Source organism: Vibrio gazogenes (assembly GCF_002196515.1).
Lineage (GTDB): Bacteria > Pseudomonadota > Gammaproteobacteria > Enterobacterales > Vibrionaceae > Vibrio > Vibrio gazogenes_A.
The window spans coordinates 2,677,698-2,699,759 of sequence record NZ_CP018835.1; the positions used below are offsets into that span (position 1 = coordinate 2,677,698).

Below are 22,062 nucleotides of genomic sequence, written 5' to 3' on the forward strand. Positions count from 1 at the left end.
ATCAACGAGTACAGTCATGTTACAGCAACCAAAATTTACTGACTGGCAGGCTTTATTGGAGCTGCTGAGAGAAGCATCGGAACAGGATCGTATGGCAATGGTGTTGACGATGATGATGAGTTCAGATGAGCGGGAAACGTTAGTTTCCAGAATCAATATATTTTATGAGTTACTCAAAGGTGATTTGTCCCAGCGACAGATTAGTCAAATGCTGGGGGTTGGTGTCGCAACGATTACCAGAGGTTCGAACGAACTGAAATCATGTTCTGAAGAGAATAAAGCAGCTTTGACAGCGCTGCTACTTGGAGAGAATTAGCCTCATTTGAATCAAGCCGATTGATGTTGGCAACCGCAATTCGGTCACGCCCCAATCGGCTTGTTTTTCGCGTCTTACTTGTGATTCCCGATCTGTTAGCCGATCCCGCCCTGAGTCAGTTTCTGTGGGTCGAGGAGTTTTTCCAATTCTTTTCTGCTGAGATCGGTTTCCTCAGCTGCGACATCAATGATTGCCCGTTGTTGTTGGTAAGCTTGTTTCGCGATTTTAGCCGCTTTGGAATAGCCGATGACCGGATTGAGTGCGGTGACTAGAATCGGATTCTTCGCTAAAGCAATCTCCAAATTATCCTGACGAACCGTAAATGTAGCGATGGCTTTATCGGCTAATGCTGTAGCGCTGTTGGTCAGAAGTTCGATACTTTCCAGAATATTATGAGCAATGACCGGTAACATGACGTTGAGCTGAAAGTTACCGGCCTGTCCTGCAATGGTAATGGTTGCATCATTGCCGATGACCTGAGCCGCTGCCATTGCTGTGGCTTCCGGAATCACGGGATTCACTTTGCCGGGCATGATCGAAGATCCGGGTTGTAGTGCTTGTAGTTCTATTTCTCCTAAACCTGCGAGTGGGCCTGAATTCATCCAGCGCAGGTCATTGGATATTTTCATGAGCGCGACAGCGGTTGTTTTTAACTGGCCTGACAGAGCAACAATGGCATCCTGACTACTCAGGTTGAAAAAGAAATTCTCACTGCTGGCAAACTGAATCCCGGTTTTTTGAGATAAATGTTCGACAAAGGCTGCCGCAAAGCGAGGATCTGCATTGATTCCCGTCCCTACAGCTGTTCCGCCTTGTGCTAAAGCTTTCACTGATGTGAGACTATGCTCAATGCCTTGTATCGCGTGTTGAATCTGATGTGCCCAGCCACTGAGTTCTTGAGCAAATGTAACCGGCATCGCATCCATCAGGTGCGTGCGTCCTGTTTTGACATGATGACCAATCTCAGTACTTTTATGATTGAGGGTTTCAACCAAGTGATTTAACGCAGGGAGTAGCTGTTGTTCGATCGAAAGGGCACTACTGATTTGGATGGCTGTCGGAACGACATCGTTGCTGCTTTGTCCCATGTTGATATGGTCATTCGGATGAATTTGTGTGCCGAGAATCTGGGAAGCAAGAGTCGCAATCACCTCATTGGCATTCATATTTGAACTGGTCCCGGATCCGGTCTGAAAAATATCAATCGGAAACTGTTCAAGGTGCTGCCCATCAATGATTTGTTGAGATGCGAGATGAATTGCGTTGGCAATATCGTCAGCGAGCAAGTCTAATTGGACATTAGTCTGTGCTGCCGCTTGTTTGATATATGCTAAAGCCTGAATGAATCCACGAGGCATCGGCCGTTTACTGATGGAAAAATTATTCACAGCGCGTTGTGTTTGTGCCTGATAGAGGGCATCCGCAGGAACCAGCACTTCTCCCATACTGTCGGTTTCAGTTCTGAATGTTTGTTTCATAAGTGCGCTCCTATTGATTAATCGAGTATGGTCTGAATACTTCTTAACTGTTGTTGTAACGCCATCAGTTTGATATCACCATCATTTAACTGACGATAGTAACGTTTGAGTGTGAGGAGTGGAATGTGGATCGAATCGAGACAGATTCGGCGAAAAATTCGGCTGTAAATGGGGTCTTGAATTGCGTCCAGAAGATGAAAGAATACCTGCCGGAGAAACAATTCATAGAGCAGCGCATTTTCATCATGTGTCTCGGGACGGTAAAACGACGCGAGTAGCAGACCACTCTGAATATATTCCTGAATAATCTCAGGCTCGAAACCCAGCATTGAGTGATGTTGAATGAACCGGTCCTGAGCTTTGAAAAACGCGTTATATAAGTTCTCTTCTCGATGCATAGTCACCTCACAGTATAATGATAATTATTATCATTATACTGTGCCGAATGCAAGGGGACTCTGCCCATTAGAAGGCATTCGGTACGAGGGGTAGATTGTCAGGATAAAGTGCCGGATTGACAAAAGGTACAAGTGCCAGAATCAAAGCCTGATGATAAACAGAGCCGCGAGTGAGAAGATGGTTGGTGAGTAAACCGATAGCACCGCCCTGTTGTTTGATATTAGTGGTCTGAAACAGGTCGTCCATAACACTGCCGAGCTCGGTTTCAGTATCTAATTGGGTAATCACTTCAGGTGGAAGCGGCAGACTGGAAGAACGTGATTCTCCTCTTTTTTGTCCTGATTCGACAATCATCCACGCGTAAGTAAATTGTCCTTCTACACCCGCTTCCAGACCCACATAGAAATCAGCGTCCGGGGCTTGCTTTCGGGCATTGGCAACGCGGTTTAATGCGCCTAAACGTGTTTCTGAATCACTCATGGGTTGATCTGCAACGTCACTGGGGACGGATATACCGATCACTTGTGCCTCAACGGCCGGGAATACTTCCTGAAAGGCATTCTCTACAGCTTTGATTTTTACTGGGTTGAGTGATGCAACAATAATTCGGGTCATCATGCTGTTCCTTTTGATTGTTCTGCAAGTGTCGTCAGTTGAGTGATTGATAGTGGTTTACCGAAGTAATAGCCCTGTAGATAATCACATTGGTATTTCTGTAGCCATTGATACATGCTTGCTGTTTCGATCCCTTCAGCGGTGACTTCCATACTTTGAGAGTGGCACAAGTCAATTAATGGTTTCACGACCTGATGTTTTTGGGTCGCTATTAAAGTATCAAGAAAATGACGATCTAATTTTATTTTTTGGACTGGATATTGAACTAACTGAGAAATCGATGTGTATCCAGAGCCAAAGTCATCGATCGTCAGACCAAATCCGAGTTTCGACAATTGGTGTAATAGAGGGAATCCCTGAGATTCAGCTGCGAATGTTTCAGTAATTTCAAACTCTACCAAATAGACAGGAATCTGATAAGTGTACGCAAGAGTTTCGATATACTCTGCTAGTTGTAAGGAGTTCAACTCTGCGGAAGAGAGGTTGATTGCGATTTTTTTCGGTTCATCCTGAATATCTTGAAGCATTGCAAACTCTGCAAAGGTCTTATGGATAACCCAGCGGTCGATATCACCAAACAATCCGGTTTGTTCTGCAATAGGAATAAACTCGTCAGGAGAGATCTCACCCAACTGAGCTGATTCCCAGCGTAGTAGAACTTCAAATCCAGTGATAGTTTTTCCGGAGCAGGTGAAATAGGGTTGATAGACCAAGCTAAACTCATCATCGAAAGTGCAGTTTCTCAGTGCTCGCTCAATATTCGCCTGACGCTGAATAATTTTATCGAGTGCTTTTGAGTAGTGTGCGATCTGGTTTTTACCTGCATTCTTTGCCTGATACATCGCTGTATCCGCATTGGAGAGGAGTTGTTCTATATGTTGACCATCTTCCGGGAAGGTCGCAATCCCAATACTGGCGGTAATCGGAAAATGTCCGATTGGTGAATGAGTCCGGTTTTGTATGGGTTCTAATAGTTGTTCTGCAAATCTATCTGCAATTTCCGATTGTTGAGTCGATGACTGCAGCAGAATAGCAAATTCATCTCCGGAAAGCCGCGCAGCCAGACAATGCACTTGATAGGTTTGATTAAAGTGCTGGCATAGGGTTTCGATATGATTGGCAAAGTTAATCAGCAGAGAGTCCCCGATTTGATGTCCGTACTTATCATTGACGTATTTAAAGTTATCTAAATCAATATAGAGTGCCCAGACATATGTGTGATCCTGAGCCAGAATGGCTTTCGCGTGACGTTGAAACTGATGTCGATTCGCCAGGTTGGTGAGGTGATCGTTTTCTGCCAATAACTTGGTTTGCTGGTAGGTTTTTTCTAGTTCGGTATACATCACGTAAAATCGTGATGATAAGCGTCCGATTTCATCGTTACTCGACAGAACTTCAATATTTTTGCGCTGTTTATTTTCAACTTGCTGTAATTGATGATCCAGCCGGGTTATAGGGTTTATGACATGTCGGTACAGCAGAAGCAATAACAGAACCACGGTAAAAAATGCAGAGATATTAAATGCTAAGATTAATTCTTTCTGAATGGCATTGAGGTGTTGATTCAGAATCAATGGTGCTGGTGCCAACGTTGCGAACCAGCCGGACTGAAGTTCAACGGTTTGAATCAGGTCTTCTTTTTGGGCCGATTGATTTTCCGAAGGTTGATGTGTGAAAAAAATGGTGGTTTGGTTGTCGTATTCAAGGACCTTTTTCAGATGATTGAAACGATCAAGCGTTGCGTAGACAAGCACAAAAAAGACTTCATTCTGGTTATAGCTCAGCGGTGTTTGCAGTGTCTTGGTATCTAAAACATCATAACGAATTAAAACATCTTCGCCTGATGAATCTTCATTATAGCCAACATAAGTTGGTTTTTTGGTCTGCTGATAAACTTGCTCGGTGTCTTTTAGAAGTTTGGGATCCATCTGGGCAAAAGGATCATGACTGGTGTCCGCGTAGTAAAGAACCTTATGTTGACTGTCCAAAATCGATAATGCGATGAACTGTTGCTGCTTGGGCTGAAGTGCATAAATGGTATCATTCAGATTATCAATCAGTTCAAGTTCCCGAAACGGATTCTGTTCATGGTGAATATAGTGGCGAATAATATCGCTTTTAGCCAGTGTGTAGGCATAGCTACTTAGCAGTGTATTCGTCTGACGATAATACCCTGCTAATTTTTCCATGTTGAGTTGTAAATAACTATCGGTTCGTTTTATCAGTGCATCTTTTTGCGTGACATAAATAATGTAATTGGATGCTGCGGCACTCAATAAAATAACAGGTGCGATCAGTAATAATATTCTATGGCTGAGCTTCATGCTGATTAATTAAACTATTGATTATTTTGGATCGAATATTTAAATTCAAGGGCGAAAGTTCCGTATCAATGATGATGTTTTTCACGTTCCCGATAGGGGGAAATATACTCTCATCATGAACAAAACTTGCTGGAAGTCGTTTGAGTGCTTCCATATTGGGTGTTGCTGCACCAATATCCAGCGCATTTTGAGCCGCGACATCCGGTTGCATCAGATAATTCAGGAAATCTTTCGCTGCTTTTTTGTTTTCTGAATTACTATTGATTGCCATACAATCTACCCAAATAAATAGCGGACCAGCAGGTGTGATAAATTCCCAATTGTTATTGTTAAAATATCGATTGAGTGAATATTGATCGCCACTATATCCTAATGCCATGTAAAGATTGTCATTATCTTTGTGGTGGCTTCTCACGTAGCTGAGTGCATATTCATAAGTGATAACATTGGCGTTGAAACGTTCCATCGCATGATAAGCGGCTCTTAATTCAGGTAAAGAATCGGTTATCGGAGATAAGTGCTGCGCAAATAAGAAAGGTAATAATGTTTCAACACTGTCTTGTATCATGCCGATGTGTCCTTTCACCATTGGTGATGGATTCATAAATTCAGACCATGTGCGCGGAGGTGAAGATATTTTATTCTTTCGATAGACAATCCCGACACTTCCCCAAAAATAAGGGATGGCATGAGTCCCACAGACTTGATTCCAACGCGGATCGATATATCGACGGTTTTCTAGCGATGACAGATCTTCAAAAGCATCCTGGCGGGCAAAAATTTGCGCAGAAACATTATCTAAAACAATAATATCAAAAGGAAGTTGAAAACTTTTCAGCATGAGAAGGCTGCGTTCGTCATCATTATCAAAATGGAACAGATGTAAAGGGATATTTAAATATTTACCCCACTGCGATATGACATGTGTTGATAGTGTGTCTTCCCATAGATAAATATTAAGTTCTGAAGCCGTGACGGTTAAAGGAAAAGCCGCAAGGGTAATAATCAGTATTCTAACCAGTTTTTTTACCATTATGTATACGTTCGAACCTGACGTATGCCGATCCTAAAAATGAGATAGGTGCTATTTGCTACTTTATCCTGTATCTAAGATAACAATACGACAAAAGACTATGTTGAGGTGAGGAAATTCATTCTATGTTGTCGATGTCGTATTGTCAGCTTGACCAAGGCAGGAAATTACCTGTTTCTCAATATTGTTCCACTTGGGTCGGTTTTACATTTTCAATCGGGTAGCATCCCAGCACTTTGAGGAATTTGGTTAAGTGGGTCAGTTCTTCCAAAGCTTTCTGCATTTCGGGAGAGGCCAAATGTGCAGCTAAGTCAACATAGAACATCTCTTCCCAAGGGTTGCCCATTACTGGTCTCGACTCTAGTTTAGTCATATTAATTCCCAGCTTTTGTAACACTTGAAGCGTTGAAACCAGAGCGCCTGCTTCTTGGGATGTTGCCATAATAAGGGTTGTTTTCGCGGGGATTTGTAAGGAAACTTCGACCGATTTGCGAGCCACGATAATGAAACGGGTATAATTCTCGGTTTGATTGGCAATATTGGTTTTGATCGGTTGTAACCCATACAGTTTTCCGCTGGAAGCATTGCCGATGGCGACAACATCATGACGATTCATCGCTTTGACTTTTTGCATGGCATCCGCGGTACTGATGCAAGATTCGAGTGTGGCATGACGCATATAACCTAAAAACTCACTGCACTGTTGCAGAGGTTGTGGATGGGAGTAAAGGACTTTAATCTCTTCCAGAGGAATATCTTGCGTTGCCAACAGGCAATGTTCTATCGGTAAGGTTAATTCCCCGACAATGTGTAATGTTGTGCGCTGGAGTAGATCATACACTTCGTTGATTGAACCAGAGCTGGTATTTTCTATCGGTAATACACCATAATCTGCATGGCCTGACTCAACCGCTTTGGTCACATCCTTGAACTGCTCGCTATTCATCTCAATCAGTTCGACATTTTTCCGACTAAAATATTCACGCGTTGCCAAATGTGAGTAGGAACCTTTGGCCCCCAGAAAAGCGACGCGAGATGTTGGTTTTCTGTGCACTGGGTTGGCTAAATTTTGTAAATAGTTTTGTTGGAGTAATACTGAATCTTCAATGATGGTATAGAACACTTTGGTGATATAGGGCGCATCTAACTGGTATTTTTCTTTACCATTATTGATCAGTTTCACCAGTAATTGTTGTTCTCTGTCGGCATCACGCACGGGTTTGGCTGTTTCCACCTTGCTTTTGGCAACTTCAATGCTCAATTTACGGCGTTCTGAAAGTAATTGAAGTAACTGATCGTCTAACTCGTTCAGTCTTAAGCGAATATCCTGCAAAGAGTACTTCTGAGACGTCATTAATATATCCTCATAAGAAAAGACCTCCGTACAGAGAGGCGGTCTCCATTTGTTATTTTATATGCGCAATGATTGTCATTTGATTCGGAGTTTCAGCGCTGATTCATCCAGTGAATCTAAAGTCGAAAATCGTAAGTAGTCACACAATAAGCAAGGTGTCATAAGGCGTCAAGCAAAAAAACAGCGCTGATTCAGCGCTGTTTGATATGAGAAATGATTTCTTTTTTATAAGGTTGTCGATGGGTCAATTTTGTCTTTATCGGTACGTTTAGCTTCTGGTTTGTGTCTCAGTTTATTGAGCTGACGTTCTAGTTTCTGTTCAACTTCATTTACAGCGATATAGAGATCTTCGTGTGTGGCCGATGCAACAAGTTGTCCTTTGGGAATCGAAATAACAGCTTCGAATTTTTTCTTTTTATCCGGCTCTTCTTGGAAGGTGGTTTGACAGCCAATGATATCAACTTGCCATTTTTCCAGTTTTTTGATTTTCCCTTCGATATGCTCACGGATTGCAGAGGTGACTTCAATATTTTTACCGATAATGTTTACATTCATAGATAATTCCTCTGTAGCTATCCCATCTGGATTACCTTCAGATTACCTGTTTGATATGGAAAAAATGTGATCAAAATCACTTAAATGGGTGGTAAATTCTGACGTCGAACCAAACGTGATCTGTCGCAAAGAGTCATCGAGAGAAAGTGAGAAAAGGGTTGAGAATATTTTACGTCACGTTAGATTAGAAGAAGGTTGAACTGAAAAATATTTGTTTTTTAGTGGTTTTTTTCAGCCTGATAAAAAGCCGTTGGTTAAAACATCATCAAACCGGCTGCTCAGCCAATTCGCATCGCTTCTCCAAAAATGGATTGCTCCTCCAAAGTGAAGAAGAGCAATCTGTATCAGCCTGTTTTATTCGTGTGTTTATTTGACGGGGTTTAATTTGATGAGTGTCTGCGTCCGCTTCACTGCGTCAGTTAACCCCAGTTGTTGATAGGCTTGCAATTGTATTTGCAATGACTTTCTTGCAGCTTCAGTATTTGGGAAGGTTTTTTGTAATTCCTGACAACGTCTGATCGCTGCTATCCATGCTTCCCTTCTCAAATAAAAATCCGCCGTTGCCAAGTCGTAATTAGCCAGCCTGTTCTTTAGTGCCAAAAGGCGTTGATGAGCATCTTTGGCGTAAGGGCTGTTTGGGTAGCGCTCAAGTAATTTTTTAAAATCGGCAAAAGCTTCTTTCGCGGGTTCAGGATCGCGATCTGACCGATCAATATTAAACAGATCCTGCATAAAATTGGCATCTTGGGCGATGTTGGTTAAGCCCCGCATATAGAGCACCCAATCGATTTTATCGTGCGTTGGATTCAAGCGCATAAAGCGATCAATTGTTGCCAGACTCATCGCGAGCTGATCACTTTTATAATAAGCGTAGATCAGATCAAGCTGGACCTGTTTTGAATACGCTCCGAACGGATAGCGTGAGTCCATGGCTTCCAATTTTTCAATGGCACTGGTCCAATTACCGTTTTGCAAAGAGACTTTGGCTTCTGAATAGAGCTGTGAAGGAGGGATATCGGGAACAACGTGTTCACTGCTGGAGCATCCCGCTAGAAGTGTCAGCGCAAGTAGACCTGATAAAGCTTGGTATTTCATGTCAGAAGTGGCTTCCTTTAATTCAAAATAGTTCAGTGAAAGTTCTCTTTGGAAAAGGTTACGTTACTTTCTCTGTGGTAACAGATACAATAGTGCATCATTTTATCCATACTAGGGACTATTAGTCTCCTTGTTTTTTAAAAAGTTCGATATGGCTCAGCAGATTGAATTAAAGAGTACCGTAAGAGATAGCCAGTTAGGACAACGCCTCGATCAGGCGATTGCCGAACTGTTTTCTGATTTTTCCCGTTCTCGTCTTAAAGAATGGTTACTTGCCGGCAAAGTGGTTGTTGATGGCGAAGTGGTGATTAAACCTCGTCAGAAAGTGATGGGAGGGGAAGAAATTGTCCTTCACGCTGAACTGGAAGATGAAGAGCGCTGGCTTCCTCAGGATATTGCGTTGGATATCGTCTATGAAGATGATGATATCTTGGTGATTAATAAACCTCGTAATTTTGTGGTTCATCCCGGTGCAGGAACACCCGATGGCACGGTGTTGAATGCATTACTGCATCATTACCCACAAATTGCGGAAGTACCGAGAGCGGGAATTGTCCATCGTCTGGACAAAGACACGACTGGCCTGATGGTGGTTGCCAAGACCGTTCCGGCTCAAACTCGTTTGGTTCGGGCGCTTCAGAAGCGAAAAATCACCCGAGAATATGAAGCGATTGCAATCGGAACAATGACCGCTGGCGGGTTGGTTGATCAACCGATTGGTCGGCATTCGACTAAACGAACATTGATGGCCGTATCCCCGATGGGAAAACCAGCCGTGACGCATTACCGGGTGGCAGAACATTTCCGTGAGCATACGCGGATTAGATTGCGCTTGGAAACCGGACGAACTCACCAGATTCGAGTACATATGGCATCGATTCAGCATCCGTTGTTGGGCGATATTGCATATGGCGGGCGAGTCAGAATTCCGAAAGGTGCAGATGACGAGGTTGTATCGTTGATCAGAAACTTTGATCGTCAGGCGCTACACGCGGTTATGTTGCGGTTTGAACATCCGATGACAGGAGAAGAACTGGAATTTCATGCCCCTGTGCCAGAAGATATGGTGATTCTGACCGAAGCATTACGTGATGATATCAACAAATATGGAAAAGATGAGTATTCATCATGATTATCCCGGACTGGCAGCTTCCTCAAAATGTTCGGGCAGTTTCTTCGACGCGCCAACGGGGTGTGTCCACCGGGAAATATCACAGCCTTAACTTGGGAATGCATGTCGGTGATTCTGCGGAACATGTTGCAGAAAATCGTCAACGGATGATCGGTTATGCAGACATGCCTTCAACACCGGTATGGATGAATCAAACTCATTCAACACAAGTGCTTCCTGTTCATCAACCAACTACTGATGTGCTGGATGCCGATGGACTTTTCACTCGGACACCGGGTGTTGTTTGTGCGGTGATGACGGCAGACTGTTTACCTGTTCTGATGACGAATACGTCAGGAACTGAGGTTGCAGCGGTTCATGCCGGCTGGCGAGGGTTAGCACACGGTATTCTTGAAGAGGCTGTCGCCTGCTTCTCCGAGGATGTGATGGTATGGGTAGGGCCTGCGATCAGTAAAGCTGCTTTTGAGGTCGGTGATGATGTGGTCGCCGCGTTTACTCAGGCAGACCCACTGGCAGAACAAGCATTTCAACCACGTCAGCAAGATGGAAAGTGGTCCGCGGATTTGGTGCGATTGGCGCAACAACGACTACACCGAATCGGGGTTGAACGTGTTGCCGTCAGTGGTTTATGTACATACAGTGATAGCCATAACTTTTTTTCTTTTCGACGGGATGGTGTGACGGGAAGACAAGCTTCATTTATTTGGATCAAATAACCATCTTTTTATGGTGGTGATTTGTTCTCTCCCCCCTTGAAAAAACGATCAGGCGTATCCATTTTTCTAACAGTGAAATTTTATTGCTCCGAAACAAGCAGGAGATAGATATGCGTCTTGATCGATTTACCAGTAAATTTCAAATTGCTATTTCTGATGCCCAGTCACTCGCACTTGGGCGTGATCACCAATATATAGAGCCTGTTCATTTAATGGTCGCTTTGCTTGATCAAAATGGCAGTCCTATCCGACCGCTTTTAACCATGTTGGATGTCGATGTTATGCATTTACGCTCCAAACTTGGAGAAATGCTCGATCGACTTCCTAAAGTCAGTGGTATTGGTGGTGAAGTTCAATTGTCCAATACTATGGGTACAGTCTTGAACATGTGTGACAAGGTGGCCCAGAAACGACAAGATGCTTATATCTCTTCCGAAATTTTTCTGTTAGCAGCTTTAGAAGACAGAGGGCCTCTTGGAAAATTACTGAAAGAAATCGGTTTGACTGAAAAAAAAGTTTCAGACGCAATAGAGAAAATCCGTGGCGGTCAGAAGGTTAATGATCCGAATGCGGAAGAGCTACGTCAAGCGCTTGAAAAATATACGATAGATCTGACTGAGCGAGCAGAGCAGGGAAAATTAGACCCGGTTATCGGTCGTGATGATGAGATCCGACGGACGATTCAGGTTCTTCAGCGCCGGACTAAGAATAACCCTGTGATCATTGGTGAGCCAGGGGTGGGTAAAACCGCTATTGTGGAAGGATTAGCGCAGCGAATTATCAATAGTGAGGTACCGGAAGGTCTTCGCGGACGTCGGGTACTTTCTCTTGATATGGGAGCATTGGTCGCTGGTGCAAAATATCGGGGTGAGTTTGAAGAACGTTTGAAGTCTGTCCTGAATGAGCTTGCTAAAGAAGAAGGGAACGTCATTCTGTTCATTGATGAACTACATACCATGGTCGGTGCCGGTAAAGGTGAAGGGTCAATGGATGCTGGTAACATGTTGAAACCTGCATTAGCCAGAGGAGAGCTTCACTGTGTTGGCGCCACAACCTTGGATGAATATCGTCAGTATATTGAAAAAGATGCTGCGCTTGAACGTCGCTTCCAGAAAGTATTGGTCTCTGAACCGAGTGTTGAAGATACGGTTGCGATTTTACGTGGCCTGAAAGAGCGTTACGAGCTCCATCATCACGTCGAGATTACTGACCCGGCGATTGTATCGGCAGCAAGTCTTTCTCACCGATATATCTCGGATCGGCAGCTTCCCGATAAAGCTATTGACTTAATCGATGAAGCTGCTTCCAGCATTCGTCTGCAAATTGATTCAAAGCCAGAAGCGTTGGATAAACTAGAGCGTAAGATCGTACAGTTAAAAATAGAACAACAGGCGCTCAGTAATGAGCATGATGATGCCAGTGAAAAACGACTGAATATTCTCAATGATGAATTGCAAGAGAAAGAGCGGGAATATGCGGAGCTAGAAGAGATCTGGAATGCTGAAAAAGCGGCGCTTTCTGGTACTCAACACATTAAAGCCGAACTTGAACAAGCCCGTTTGGATCTTGAAGTTGCTCGTAGAGCAACTGATCTAAACCGAATGTCAGAACTTCAGTATGGGCGCATTCCTGAATTAGAGAAGCAGTTGGATCTCGCGACTCAAGCCGAAATGCAGGAAATGACCTTATTGAAGAATAAAGTAACGGATGCTGAAATTGCAGAAGTTCTGTCAAGGCAAACTGGTATTCCAGTTTCAAAAATGCTTGAAGCTGAGAAAGAAAAACTGCTACGTATGGAAGATGCGTTGCACAAACGGGTTATTGGGCAAGGGGAAGCCGTTGAGGTTGTATCCAATGCGATCCGCCGCAGCCGGGCGGGTTTATCAGATCCCAATCGACCTATCGGTTCGTTCCTATTCTTGGGGCCAACCGGGGTTGGTAAAACAGAATTGTGTAAAACGCTCGCCAACTTTATGTTCGACAGTGATGATGCCATGGTGCGAATCGATATGTCCGAATTTATGGAGAAACACTCTGTCGCTCGTTTAGTTGGTGCACCTCCCGGCTACGTCGGATACGAAGAAGGTGGATATTTGACAGAAGCCGTCCGCAGAAAACCTTATTCTGTCATTTTATTGGATGAGGTTGAGAAAGCACATGCTGACGTTTTTAACATTCTGCTTCAGGTTTTGGATGATGGACGATTAACTGACGGGCAGGGGCGAACGGTCGATTTTCGTAATACCGTAGTGATCATGACTTCTAATTTAGGTTCTTCACATATTCAGGAACACTTTAAAGAACTGAATTATGAATCAATGAAGGAACAAGTGATGGATGTTGTCAGTAAACATTTCCGTCCTGAGTTCCTCAACAGGATTGATGAATGTGTGGTATTTCATCCATTGGGCAGAGGGCAAATCAAGTCGATTGCATCTATTCAGATTGAACATCTGCGTCAACGGATGCAGGAAAAAGATTATGATCTTGACGTTGAAGATGTCGCATTAGAATTGATTGCTCAAGTTGGTTATGACCCAGTTTATGGTGCGAGACCACTTAAACGAGCCATACAGCAATCCATAGAAAACCCATTAGCGAAATCAATTCTGAGTGGAGAATTGCTACCAGGGGTACCGATTCGTCTTTCAGTTGAAGATAGTCAGATTGTAATGTCACAGTAGTTCGGCTGGGTTGAAATCACAAAAGAGGTGTCTTATGGCACCTCTTTTTACATGAGAGGTGCGTAAAATACGTGATAACCCGAATGAAAGTGCTATAAAACTAACCGCTTCGATTGATATTTAATCTGTTGGACAAAAAAAGCGATAATTTATAGTTTTTGCTATTGCTAAGTTAAATTAACGCCATATAATGCGCCTCGTTGTCTCGGGATTCAGTCACGATTCAATGACGGATTTTGAGTCTTAAGTGCTCAAAAAAGAGAATAAAAAAGTGTTTGACACCAAGATTTATCTCGCTAAAATGTCCGTCCGCTTCAAGTGCTGATTAAGCGCTTCGGAGCTAAGCTCTTTAACAATATAGACCAATCAATCTGTGTGGGCACTCGTCGATAAATATCCAATAAGATTTTATCAATGAACCGAGTGACCAATATCAAGTTGGAAAACAGTTTACTGTTATCTGACAAGAGCACAGTCAATTCAACATTACTTATGTAATGTCACTTTTTGCTTCTGCTTTTTTTTAAGCGGAGACGAAAAGCAGTATTCATTGAGCCGACACTTCGGTGTCACAAAAACTTTAATTGAAGAGTTTGATCATGGCTCAGATTGAACGCTGGCGGCAGGCCTAACACATGCAAGTCGAGCGGTAACAGAAAGAAGCTTGCTTCTTTGCTGACGAGCGGCGGACGGGTGAGTAAAGCCTGGGAAATTGCCCTGATGTGGGGGATAACCATTGGAAACGATGGCTAATACCGCATAACGTCTACGGACCAAAGAGGGGGACCTTCGGGCCTCTCGCGTCGGGATATGCCCAGGTGGGATTAGCTAGTTGGTGAGGTAAGGGCTCACCAAGGCGACGATCTCTAGCTGGTCTGAGAGGATGATCAGCCACACTGGAACTGAGACACGGTCCAGACTCCTACGGGAGGCAGCAGTGGGGAATATTGCACAATGGGCGCAAGCCTGATGCAGCCATGCCGCGTGTATGAAGAAGGCCTTCGGGTTGTAAAGTACTTTCAGCAGTGAGGAAGGGTGTAGCTTTAATAGAGTTACATTTTGACGTTAGCTGCAGAAGAAGCACCGGCTAACTCCGTGCCAGCAGCCGCGGTAATACGGAGGGTGCGAGCGTTAATCGGAATTACTGGGCGTAAAGCGCATGCAGGTGGTTTTTTAAGTCAGATGTGAAAGCCCGGGGCTTAACCCCGGAGTTGCATTTGAAACTGGGAGGCTAGAGTACTGTAGAGGGGGGTAGAATTTCAGGTGTAGCGGTGAAATGCGTAGAGATCTGAAGGAATACCGGTGGCGAAGGCGGCCCCCTGGACAGATACTGACACTCAGATGCGAAAGCGTGGGGAGCAAACAGGATTAGATACCCTGGTAGTCCACGCCGTAAACGATGTCTACTTGGAGGTTGTGGCCTTGAGCCGTGGCTTTCGGAGCTAACGCGTTAAGTAGACCGCCTGGGGAGTACGGTCGCAAGATTAAAACTCAAATGAATTGACGGGGGCCCGCACAAGCGGTGGAGCATGTGGTTTAATTCGATGCAACGCGAAGAACCTTACCTACTCTTGACATCCAGAGAAGCCGGAAGAGATTCTGGTGTGCCTTCGGGAGCTCTGAGACAGGTGCTGCATGGCTGTCGTCAGCTCGTGTTGTGAAATGTTGGGTTAAGTCCCGCAACGAGCGCAACCCTTATCCTTGATTGCCAGCACTTCGGGTGGGAACTTCAGGGAGACTGCCGGTGATAAACCGGAGGAAGGTGGGGACGACGTCAAGTCATCATGGCCCTTACGAGTAGGGCTACACACGTGCTACAATGGCGTATACAGAGGGTTGCCAACTTGCGAAAGTGAGCGAATCCCAAAAAGTACGTCGTAGTCCGGATTGGAGTCTGCAACTCGACTCCATGAAGTCGGAATCGCTAGTAATCGTGGATCAGAATGCCACGGTGAATACGTTCCCGGGCCTTGTACACACCGCCCGTCACACCATGGGAGTGGGCTGCAAAAGAAGCAGGTAGTTTAACCTTCGGGAGGACGCTTGCCACTTTGTGGTTCATGACTGGGGTGAAGTCGTAACAAGGTAGCGCTAGGGGAACCTGGCGCTGGATCACCTCCTTACGAAAAGATATTTGAGATGAGTGTCCACACAGATTGATTTGGTTTATAAGCAAAGAGAGTTTGGGTCTGTAGCTCAGGTGGTTAGAGCGTTCGCCTGATAAGCGAGAGGTCGGTGGTTCAAGTCCACTCAGACCCACCAAAATCTTCGAATAGCGGCGTTAGTTTCCTCGTTGTGTATAAACGATACACGTCCTCGAAAACTGCCTTGCTCTTCAATGATTTTACCTATAGATGGGGCTATAGCTCAGCTGGGAGAGCGCCTGCCTTGCACGCAGGAGGTCTGCGGTTCGATCCCGCATAGCTCCACCATCTTTAAAGGTTTTTAAGACAGAATCTTTAAAAATGGTTTTGTAATATACAAAATCTTTGCTCTTTAACAATTTGGAAAGCTGACAAAATAATGTGTGTTTCTTTGGAAACAGACGATTATTTGTAAAAGTTCTCAATCCTTTCTCGAAAGAGAAAGACCAACACAATCAAGTGTTCTTGGAATGACACGATTTAGTGTCTATTCAATTGAGTCCGGCAAAACCAGTCTCTCACTCATGTAAAATAATGAGAGACACCTAGGTTACTGATAATGCAGCTCGAAACTTCTTCGGGTTGTATGGTTAAGTGACTAAGCGTACACGGTGGATGCCTTGGCAGTCAGAGGCGATGAAGGACGTACTAACTTGCGATAAGCGTAGATGAGGCAGTAAGAGCCACTTGAGTCTACGATTTCCGAATGGGGAAACCCACATGCAGCAGCATGTATCATCAGGTGAATACATAGCCTGATGAGGCGAACCGGGAGAACTGAAACATCTAAGTACCCCGAGGAAAAGAAATCAACCGAGATTCCGAAAGTAGCGGCGAGCGAAATCGGAGTAGCCCTTAAGCTTTTACAGCGTTAGGTGAAGTGTCTGGAAAGGCACGCGATAGAGGGTGATAGCCCCGTAACCGAAGGCGTTGTTTGAGTGAAAACGAGTAAGGCGGGACACGTGATATCCTGTCTGAAGATGGGGGGACCATCCTCCAAGGCTAAATACTCCTGACTGACCGATAGTGAACCAGTACCGTGAGGGAAAGGCGAAAAGAACCCCTGTGAGGGGAGTGAAATAGAACCTGAAACCGTGTACGTACAAGCAGTAGGAGCACCTTCGTGGTGTGACTGCGTACCTTTTGTATAATGGGTCAGCGACTTATATTCAGTGGCAAGGTTAACCGATTAGGGGAGCCGTAGCGAAAGCGAGTGTTAACTGCGCGTTTAGTCTCTGGATATAGACCCGAAACCGAGTGATCTAGCCATGGGCAGGTTGAAGGTTGAGTAACATCAACTGGAGGACCGAACCGACTAATGTTGAAAAATTAGCGGATGACTTGTGGCTAGGGGTGAAAGGCCAATCAAACTCGGAGATAGCTGGTTCTCCCCGAAAGCTATTTAGGTAGCGCCTCGGACGAATACTACTGGGGGTAGAGCACTGTTAAGGCTAGGGGGTCATCCCGACTTACCAACCCTTTGCAAACTCCGAATACCAGTAAGTACTATCCGGGAGACACACGGCGGGTGCTAACGTCCGTCGTGGAGAGGGAAACAACCCAGACCGCCAGCTAAGGTCCCAAATTACAGCTAAGTGGGAAACGATGTGGGAAGGCTCAGACAGCTAGGATGTTGGCTTAGAAGCAGCCATCATTTAAAGAAAGCGTAATAGCTCACTAGTCGAGTCGGCCTGCGCGGAAGATGTAACGGGGCTAAGCTGTAAACCGAAGCTGCGGCAATGCGATTTATCGCATTGGGTAGGGGAGCGTTCTGTAAGCCGTTGAAGGTGTGTTGTAAAGCATGCTGGAGGTATCAGAAGTGCGAATGCTGACATGAGTAACGACAAGGGGGGTGAAAAACCTCCCCGCCGGAAGACCAAGGGTTCCTGTCCAACGTTAATCGGGGCAGGGTAAGTCGACCCCTAAGGCGAGGCTGAAAAGCGTAGTCGATGGGAAACGGGTTAATATTCCCGTACTTGTTGTGAATGCGATGGGGGGACGGAGAAGGCTAGGTGGGCCTGGCGACGGTCGTCCAGGTTCAAGTGCGTAGGCTGTGGGATTAGGCAAATCCGGTCCCACAATAGGCTGAGACACGATGTCGAGCATCTACGGATGTGAAGTCATTGATGCCATGCTTCCGGGAAAAGCCTCTAAGCTTCAGTTCACAAGAAATCGTACCCCAAACCGACACAGGTGGTCGGGTAGAGAATACCAAGGCGCTTGAGAGAACTCGGGTGAAGGAACTAGGCAAAATGGTACCGTAACTTCGGGAGAAGGTACGCTCTTGACGGTGAAGTCCCTCGCGGATGGAGCTATTGAGAGTCGCAGATACCAGGTGGCTGCAACTGTTTATTAAAAACACAGCACTGTGCAAAATCGTAAGATGACGTATACGGTGTGACGCCTGCCCGGTGCCGGAAGGTTAATTGATGGGGTTAGACTTAGGTCGAAGCTCTTGATCGAAGCCCCGGTAAACGGCGGCCGTAACTATAACGGTCCTAAGGTAGCGAAATTCCTTGTCGGGTAAGTTCCGACCTGCACGAATGGCGTAATGATGGCCACGCTGTCTCCACCCGAGACTCAGTGAAATTGAAATCGCTGTGAAGATGCAGTGTACCCGCGGCTAGACGGAAAGACCCCGTGAACCTTTACTACAGCTTGGCACTGAACATTGAGCCTACATGTGTAGGATAGGTGGGAGGCTTTGAAGCAGTCACGCTAGTGATTGTGGAGCCGAACTTGAAATACCACCCTTGTATGTTTGATGTTCTAACTTGGCCCCGTTATCCGGGGTGAGGACAGTGCCTGGTGGGTAGTTTGACTGGGGCGGTCTCCTCCCAAAGAGTAACGGAGGAGCACGAAGGTGGGCTAATCACGGTTGGACATCGTGAGGTTAGTGCAATGGCATAAGCCCGCTTAACTGCGAGAGTGACGGCTCGAGCAGGTGCGAAAGCAGGTCATAGTGATCCGGTGGTTCTGAATGGAAGGGCCATCGCTCAACGGATAAAAGGTACTCCGGGGATAACAGGCTGATACCGCCCAAGAGTTCATATCGACGGCGGTGTTTGGCACCTCGATGTCGGCTCATCACATCCTGGGGCTGAAGTCGGTCCCAAGGGTATGGCTGTTCGCCATTTAAAGTGGTACGCGAGCTGGGTTTAGAACGTCGTGAGACAGTTCGGTCCCTATCTGCCGTGGGCGTTGGAGAATTGAAAGGGGCTGCTCCTAGTACGAGAGGACCGGAGTGGACGAACCTCTGGTGTTCGGGTTGTGATGCCAATCGCATTGCCCGGTAGCTAAGTTCGGAATCGATAACCGCTGAAAGCATCTAAGCGGGAAGCGAGCCTTGAGATGAGTTCTCCCTGGCGCTTAAAGCGTCCTGAAGGGTTGTTCGAGACTAGAACGTTGATAGGCAGGGTGTGTAAGCGCTGTGAGGCGTTGAGCTAACCTGTACTAATTGCCCGTGAGACTTAACCATACAACACCGAAGGGGTTTTAGGGCTCATAAGAGACTTGATTGTGTAGAGAGAATCAGCTTTTCGAATTGAAAGAATTTGCTTGGCGACGATAGCGTTTTGGACCCACCTGACTCCATGCCGAACTCAGACGTGAAACGAAACAGCGCCGATGGTAGTGTGGGGTCTCCCCATGTGAGAGTAGGACATCGCCAGGCTTACTTCCTTGTTTTTAGATTTTGAAACATCTGAAGGCAAAACTAAATAAAGCATCTAATCAATAAGACTTTATTTGGTAAAAAATTGAGTGGAGCGGTAGTTCAGTTGGTTAGAATACCGGCCTGTCACGCCGGGGGTCGCGGGTTCGAGTCCCGTCCGCTCCGCCACTTATTTATATTTCGCTTTTAGCGATTACAGGGGTGTAGCTCCAATTGGCAGAGCAGCGGATTCCAAATCCGCGTGTTGGGGGTTCGAATCCCTCCACCCCTGCCATTACAAATTGCATAATTATGCAAAACGAAACCCGCTCATTGAGCGGGTTTTTTGTGTTTTGAGTGGTAACAGAGTTGACACAGATCTGTGTGGTGAGTATTTTTTAAACCCACAGGCGTAGAACCCTGTTTAATTTAACTCAGAAGCATAAAGGCAATTTAAGAGCTTTATGTATTGCTCTCTCATTTCAATATTATGGTGAGTTGGGTAAGGGCGCTTTATGCGCGCCGTCTTCTGAGTGGACGGGGTTCTAACCTTATTCAGCTCACCACCCCTTAGCTTAGAACCTTCGCGGTGGTGTCTATGGTTAAAATATTCACTCAGAGGGTAGGATGCCAGAAACAAACCTTAAAAGACTCGATTTAGCTCATACAGCACGCTTACACCTTATTGATTTGATTGCTTACGCTAAGCAAGAAGATTTAAACGAATTAAGAGAAGTGTTGGTTTATCTCAATAATCTGATCACATTTGATGAGCAGGAAAATCCACAGAGATAAAAAAAGGCTCACTGTAATGTGAGCCTTAAATCATTTGAATTTTATTATCTTGCCCAATATCCATAAGGAATTTTACGAGGGTCACGCGGAAGTTTTCTCAACGTATATTCATCTTGCAGATACATTCTTTCAAAATTACGCTGTCTTGTCCCATATGAAGGTAAACCTCGTAATACATTCACGATGCCCTGAACTTCTGGCGAATTAAAATGATATCCGGCATCTAGTAAGCCATTTAATGATACGACTAATTCCTTATATTGTTCATTTGCATTATATAAATTTTTAATTCTTTCTAACATTGCAATGAAGATGCTACCCAAAGGGCTTGATTTCAATTTTTTTGCCGTATCAAAACTATTCATTTCTTTATCTCCCTAAGGAAGATACCTGCAATAACTAAAGACAATATTATTTCTATTGACTGAGCAAAAATATAAACACGAGGTATAGTTTGCTCTGTATACTCAATTACAGGGTAAATTGTTCGAATTATAATTATAACGGGGTATAAAATGGCAATTATCTTCATTGATTTGTGAGAAAATAAATCAATTTTCTTCCATACCCCAAATAATGCAATAATCACAAAAAATGTCATTAATTGAGTGATAAACTGGATCACCTGCTCAATCGTTGTACCGATATAATCAAATGCTGTTGCGAGTGCGATAGATAGCACAGTGAAAACAAACATAAAACCGGCTAGTTTGTTATTAGCCATGAGAAGCCCCATCTTATAGATCTAATGATAGCTCATATTATCATACGTTCAGCTATATGAGACCTTTAAGAGGGGGAATATTGCTATGGTGAGATTTTGGTTCTATATTCGTTCCAATAGAGCTATATATTTAATTTTAAAACTCTTTTTATTTCCTCTGTTCTAACTGAGTTATACGAACATCCAATTTTTCCATCATCAAGCGGAGCCACTTCACATCTGTTTTTAGTGTAACCCCGACACCTATGCCGCTGGATAATGCACTGACAGCCGCAATGATTAAAGTCTGATATTCTCCCATTACTTAAATTCATCCCTCAGCGTTTCCCAGATACCGATGAATAAAGGGGCAGCGGTGCCAATTAAACCGCCATAGTGAACCCCGTCCGGTGTGATACTGGCAGTTAATAGTTCAGGGTGTCCAGCCGCTAGTGCGACACCGGCACCGATTAACGCGAATCCCTTTTTGGTCGATGCTTGGCTAATATCGATGCCTAATTTGTTTTTGAAAAAATCGCTCATAATAGATGGCTCCTTTTCAGATATTTGATGGTGTACGCTGCCAGAATTGCACCGGCAACCGACAGGGCGATCCGTTTCATGTCTTGCTTTGTCATGCCATTGCAACCCCTTGTTGTGCCATGCTCAGGCCGTAATAATTGCCGACCTCTTTACGGCTCATGGCATAAAGTAGGAGGGCGAGTTGGCCATTATCATTGACATCAACCGTCTGATTTGGAGCGAGCCCCGTCCATTGGCTGATTTGCTGCACATAGAGCGCGGTATCATTCTCATTGTCTGGTGCAAAGCGGTAAATCATTTGACTGAGAGTTTTGTATCCTTGGCGGCTGTAACTTCTCAGTATCCGTGCGCCAGCCCGAAAGCCGTAGACAGGGTGTTTGAACTCTTCGAATTCTTTATCACGGTTAAATCCTGATTTACCTTCCCAATCATTCGCTGAGTCACGAATGTTAAGCGGGTTATTGTTGCGAACGCCACGCGGAAGCGTTGAGCGGTAAAGCATATATGTGAGTCCTCCTGCTCCG

The 22,062-nt window shown here is 44.9% G+C and carries 17 protein-coding genes, 4 tRNA genes and 3 rRNA genes; 12 read left to right on the top strand and 12 right to left on the bottom strand.

All coding sequences use genetic code 11. The features are described 5' to 3' along the window. Positions 1–16 precede the first annotated feature (16 nt). A complete protein-coding gene (trpR, locus tag BSQ33_RS12190; RefSeq protein ID WP_027694243.1) occupies positions 17–316 on the top strand; it encodes a trp operon repressor in 300 nt (99 codons plus the stop codon). Positions 317–411: 95 nt separating this feature from the next. On the opposite strand, the gene BSQ33_RS12195 is transcribed toward trpR, so the two are convergent. The 8 genes from BSQ33_RS12195 to bamD form a co-directional block, all read right to left on the bottom strand. Further along, positions 412–1,794: a class II fumarate hydratase gene (locus BSQ33_RS12195; protein WP_088134177.1), complete on the bottom strand. Its 1,383-nt coding sequence runs from the start codon at positions 1,792–1,794 to the stop codon at positions 412–414. Between the two features lie 17 nt (positions 1,795–1,811). After that, positions 1,812–2,192 carry a hypothetical protein gene (locus BSQ33_RS12200; RefSeq protein ID WP_021020668.1) on the bottom strand — a complete coding sequence of 127 codons (381 nt, stop codon included), beginning with the start codon at positions 2,190–2,192 and terminating at the stop codon, positions 1,812–1,814. Positions 2,193–2,259: 67 nt separating this feature from the next. Then, positions 2,260–2,808 (bottom strand): inosine/xanthosine triphosphatase, encoded by a 549-nt coding sequence (yjjX, locus tag BSQ33_RS12205; protein ID WP_021020667.1) that lies wholly within the window; start codon positions 2,806–2,808, stop codon positions 2,260–2,262. After that, the gene (locus BSQ33_RS12210) at positions 2,808–5,132 is read right to left on the bottom strand and encodes a putative bifunctional diguanylate cyclase/phosphodiesterase (RefSeq protein WP_157721388.1); all 2,325 of its coding nucleotides are present in this window, start codon (positions 5,130–5,132) and stop codon (positions 2,808–2,810) included. The genes yjjX and BSQ33_RS12210 overlap by 1 nt, the downstream gene beginning before the upstream one ends. After that, on the bottom strand, positions 5,116–6,165 hold the full coding sequence (locus BSQ33_RS12215; RefSeq protein ID WP_088134178.1) for a polyamine ABC transporter substrate-binding protein: 1,050 nt from the start codon (positions 6,163–6,165) through the stop codon (positions 5,116–5,118). Before BSQ33_RS12215 ends, BSQ33_RS12210 begins: the two co-directional genes overlap by 17 nt. A 178-nt stretch (positions 6,166–6,343) precedes the next feature. After that, entirely contained in the window at positions 6,344–7,519 is a 1,176-nt protein-coding gene (gene pheA / locus BSQ33_RS12220) for a prephenate dehydratase (RefSeq protein WP_088134179.1), read from the bottom strand. A 225-nt stretch (positions 7,520–7,744) separates the two neighbouring features. Continuing rightward, positions 7,745–8,074, bottom strand: coding sequence for a ribosome hibernation-promoting factor, HPF/YfiA family (hpf, locus tag BSQ33_RS12225; protein ID WP_021020663.1), 330 nt, complete (start codon positions 8,072–8,074; stop codon positions 7,745–7,747). Between the two features lie 366 nt (positions 8,075–8,440). Beyond that, positions 8,441–9,169 carry an outer membrane protein assembly factor BamD gene (bamD, locus tag BSQ33_RS12230; RefSeq protein WP_021020662.1) on the bottom strand — a complete coding sequence of 243 codons (729 nt, stop codon included), beginning with the start codon at positions 9,167–9,169 and terminating at the stop codon, positions 8,441–8,443. Between the two features lie 151 nt (positions 9,170–9,320). Here bamD and rluD point away from each other — a divergent pair, with 151 nt between their 5' ends. The 11 genes from rluD (at position 9,321) to BSQ33_RS21585 (ending at position 20,292) form a co-directional block, all read left to right on the top strand. Continuing rightward, positions 9,321–10,301, top strand: a complete 981-nt coding sequence (rluD, locus tag BSQ33_RS12235; protein WP_021020661.1) for a 23S rRNA pseudouridine(1911/1915/1917) synthase RluD — start codon at positions 9,321–9,323, stop codon at positions 10,299–10,301. Continuing rightward, complete coding sequence (pgeF, locus tag BSQ33_RS12240; protein ID WP_088134180.1) at positions 10,298–11,017, top strand: peptidoglycan editing factor PgeF; 720 nt, start codon at positions 10,298–10,300, stop codon at positions 11,015–11,017. The genes rluD and pgeF overlap by 4 nt, the downstream gene beginning before the upstream one ends. A 110-nt stretch (positions 11,018–11,127) precedes the next feature. Next, positions 11,128–13,701, top strand: a complete 2,574-nt coding sequence (gene clpB / locus BSQ33_RS12245) for an ATP-dependent chaperone ClpB (RefSeq protein WP_088134181.1) — start codon at positions 11,128–11,130, stop codon at positions 13,699–13,701. Between the two features lie 581 nt (positions 13,702–14,282). Next, positions 14,283–15,824 (top strand): 16S ribosomal RNA (locus tag BSQ33_RS12250). A 62-nt stretch (positions 15,825–15,886) separates the two neighbouring features. Next, a tRNA-Ile gene (locus BSQ33_RS12255) sits at positions 15,887–15,963 on the top strand. 94 nt (positions 15,964–16,057) lie between these two features. After that, positions 16,058–16,133, top strand: a tRNA-Ala gene (locus tag BSQ33_RS12260). A 300-nt stretch (positions 16,134–16,433) separates the two neighbouring features. Then, a 23S ribosomal RNA gene (locus BSQ33_RS12265) occupies positions 16,434–19,323 on the top strand. Positions 19,324–19,402: 79 nt separating this feature from the next. Then, a 5S ribosomal RNA gene (gene rrf / locus BSQ33_RS12270) occupies positions 19,403–19,518 on the top strand. The 16S, 23S and 5S rRNA genes sit together here with 4 tRNA genes alongside, the layout of an rRNA operon. 91 nt (positions 19,519–19,609) lie before the next feature. Then, positions 19,610–19,686, top strand: a tRNA-Asp gene (locus BSQ33_RS12275). 29 nt (positions 19,687–19,715) lie between these two features. Next, positions 19,716–19,792, top strand: a tRNA-Trp gene (locus BSQ33_RS12280). Positions 19,793–20,124: 332 nt separating this feature from the next. Then, positions 20,125–20,292 carry a hypothetical protein gene (locus BSQ33_RS21585; protein WP_021020706.1) on the top strand — a complete coding sequence of 56 codons (168 nt, stop codon included), beginning with the start codon at positions 20,125–20,127 and terminating at the stop codon, positions 20,290–20,292. A gap of 44 nt (positions 20,293–20,336) precedes the next feature. On the opposite strand, the gene BSQ33_RS12285 is transcribed toward BSQ33_RS21585, so the two are convergent. The 4 genes from BSQ33_RS12285 to BSQ33_RS12300 all read right to left on the bottom strand — a co-directional run bounded on the left by BSQ33_RS12285 (position 20,337) and on the right by BSQ33_RS12300 (position 22,040). Next, positions 20,337–20,657 carry a hypothetical protein gene (locus BSQ33_RS12285; RefSeq protein ID WP_088134182.1) on the bottom strand — a complete coding sequence of 107 codons (321 nt, stop codon included), beginning with the start codon at positions 20,655–20,657 and terminating at the stop codon, positions 20,337–20,339. Continuing rightward, positions 20,654–21,016 carry a hypothetical protein gene (locus tag BSQ33_RS12290; protein ID WP_157721389.1) on the bottom strand — a complete coding sequence of 121 codons (363 nt, stop codon included), beginning with the start codon at positions 21,014–21,016 and terminating at the stop codon, positions 20,654–20,656. Before BSQ33_RS12290 ends, BSQ33_RS12285 begins: the two co-directional genes overlap by 4 nt. Before the next feature lie 300 nt (positions 21,017–21,316). Continuing rightward, positions 21,317–21,538, bottom strand: a complete 222-nt coding sequence (locus tag BSQ33_RS12295; protein WP_088134184.1) for a hypothetical protein — start codon at positions 21,536–21,538, stop codon at positions 21,317–21,319. Between the two features lie 91 nt (positions 21,539–21,629). Next, positions 21,630–22,040: a virion protein gene (locus tag BSQ33_RS12300; RefSeq protein WP_088134185.1), complete on the bottom strand. Its 411-nt coding sequence runs from the start codon at positions 22,038–22,040 to the stop codon at positions 21,630–21,632. Positions 22,041–22,062: the final 22 nt, after the last annotated feature.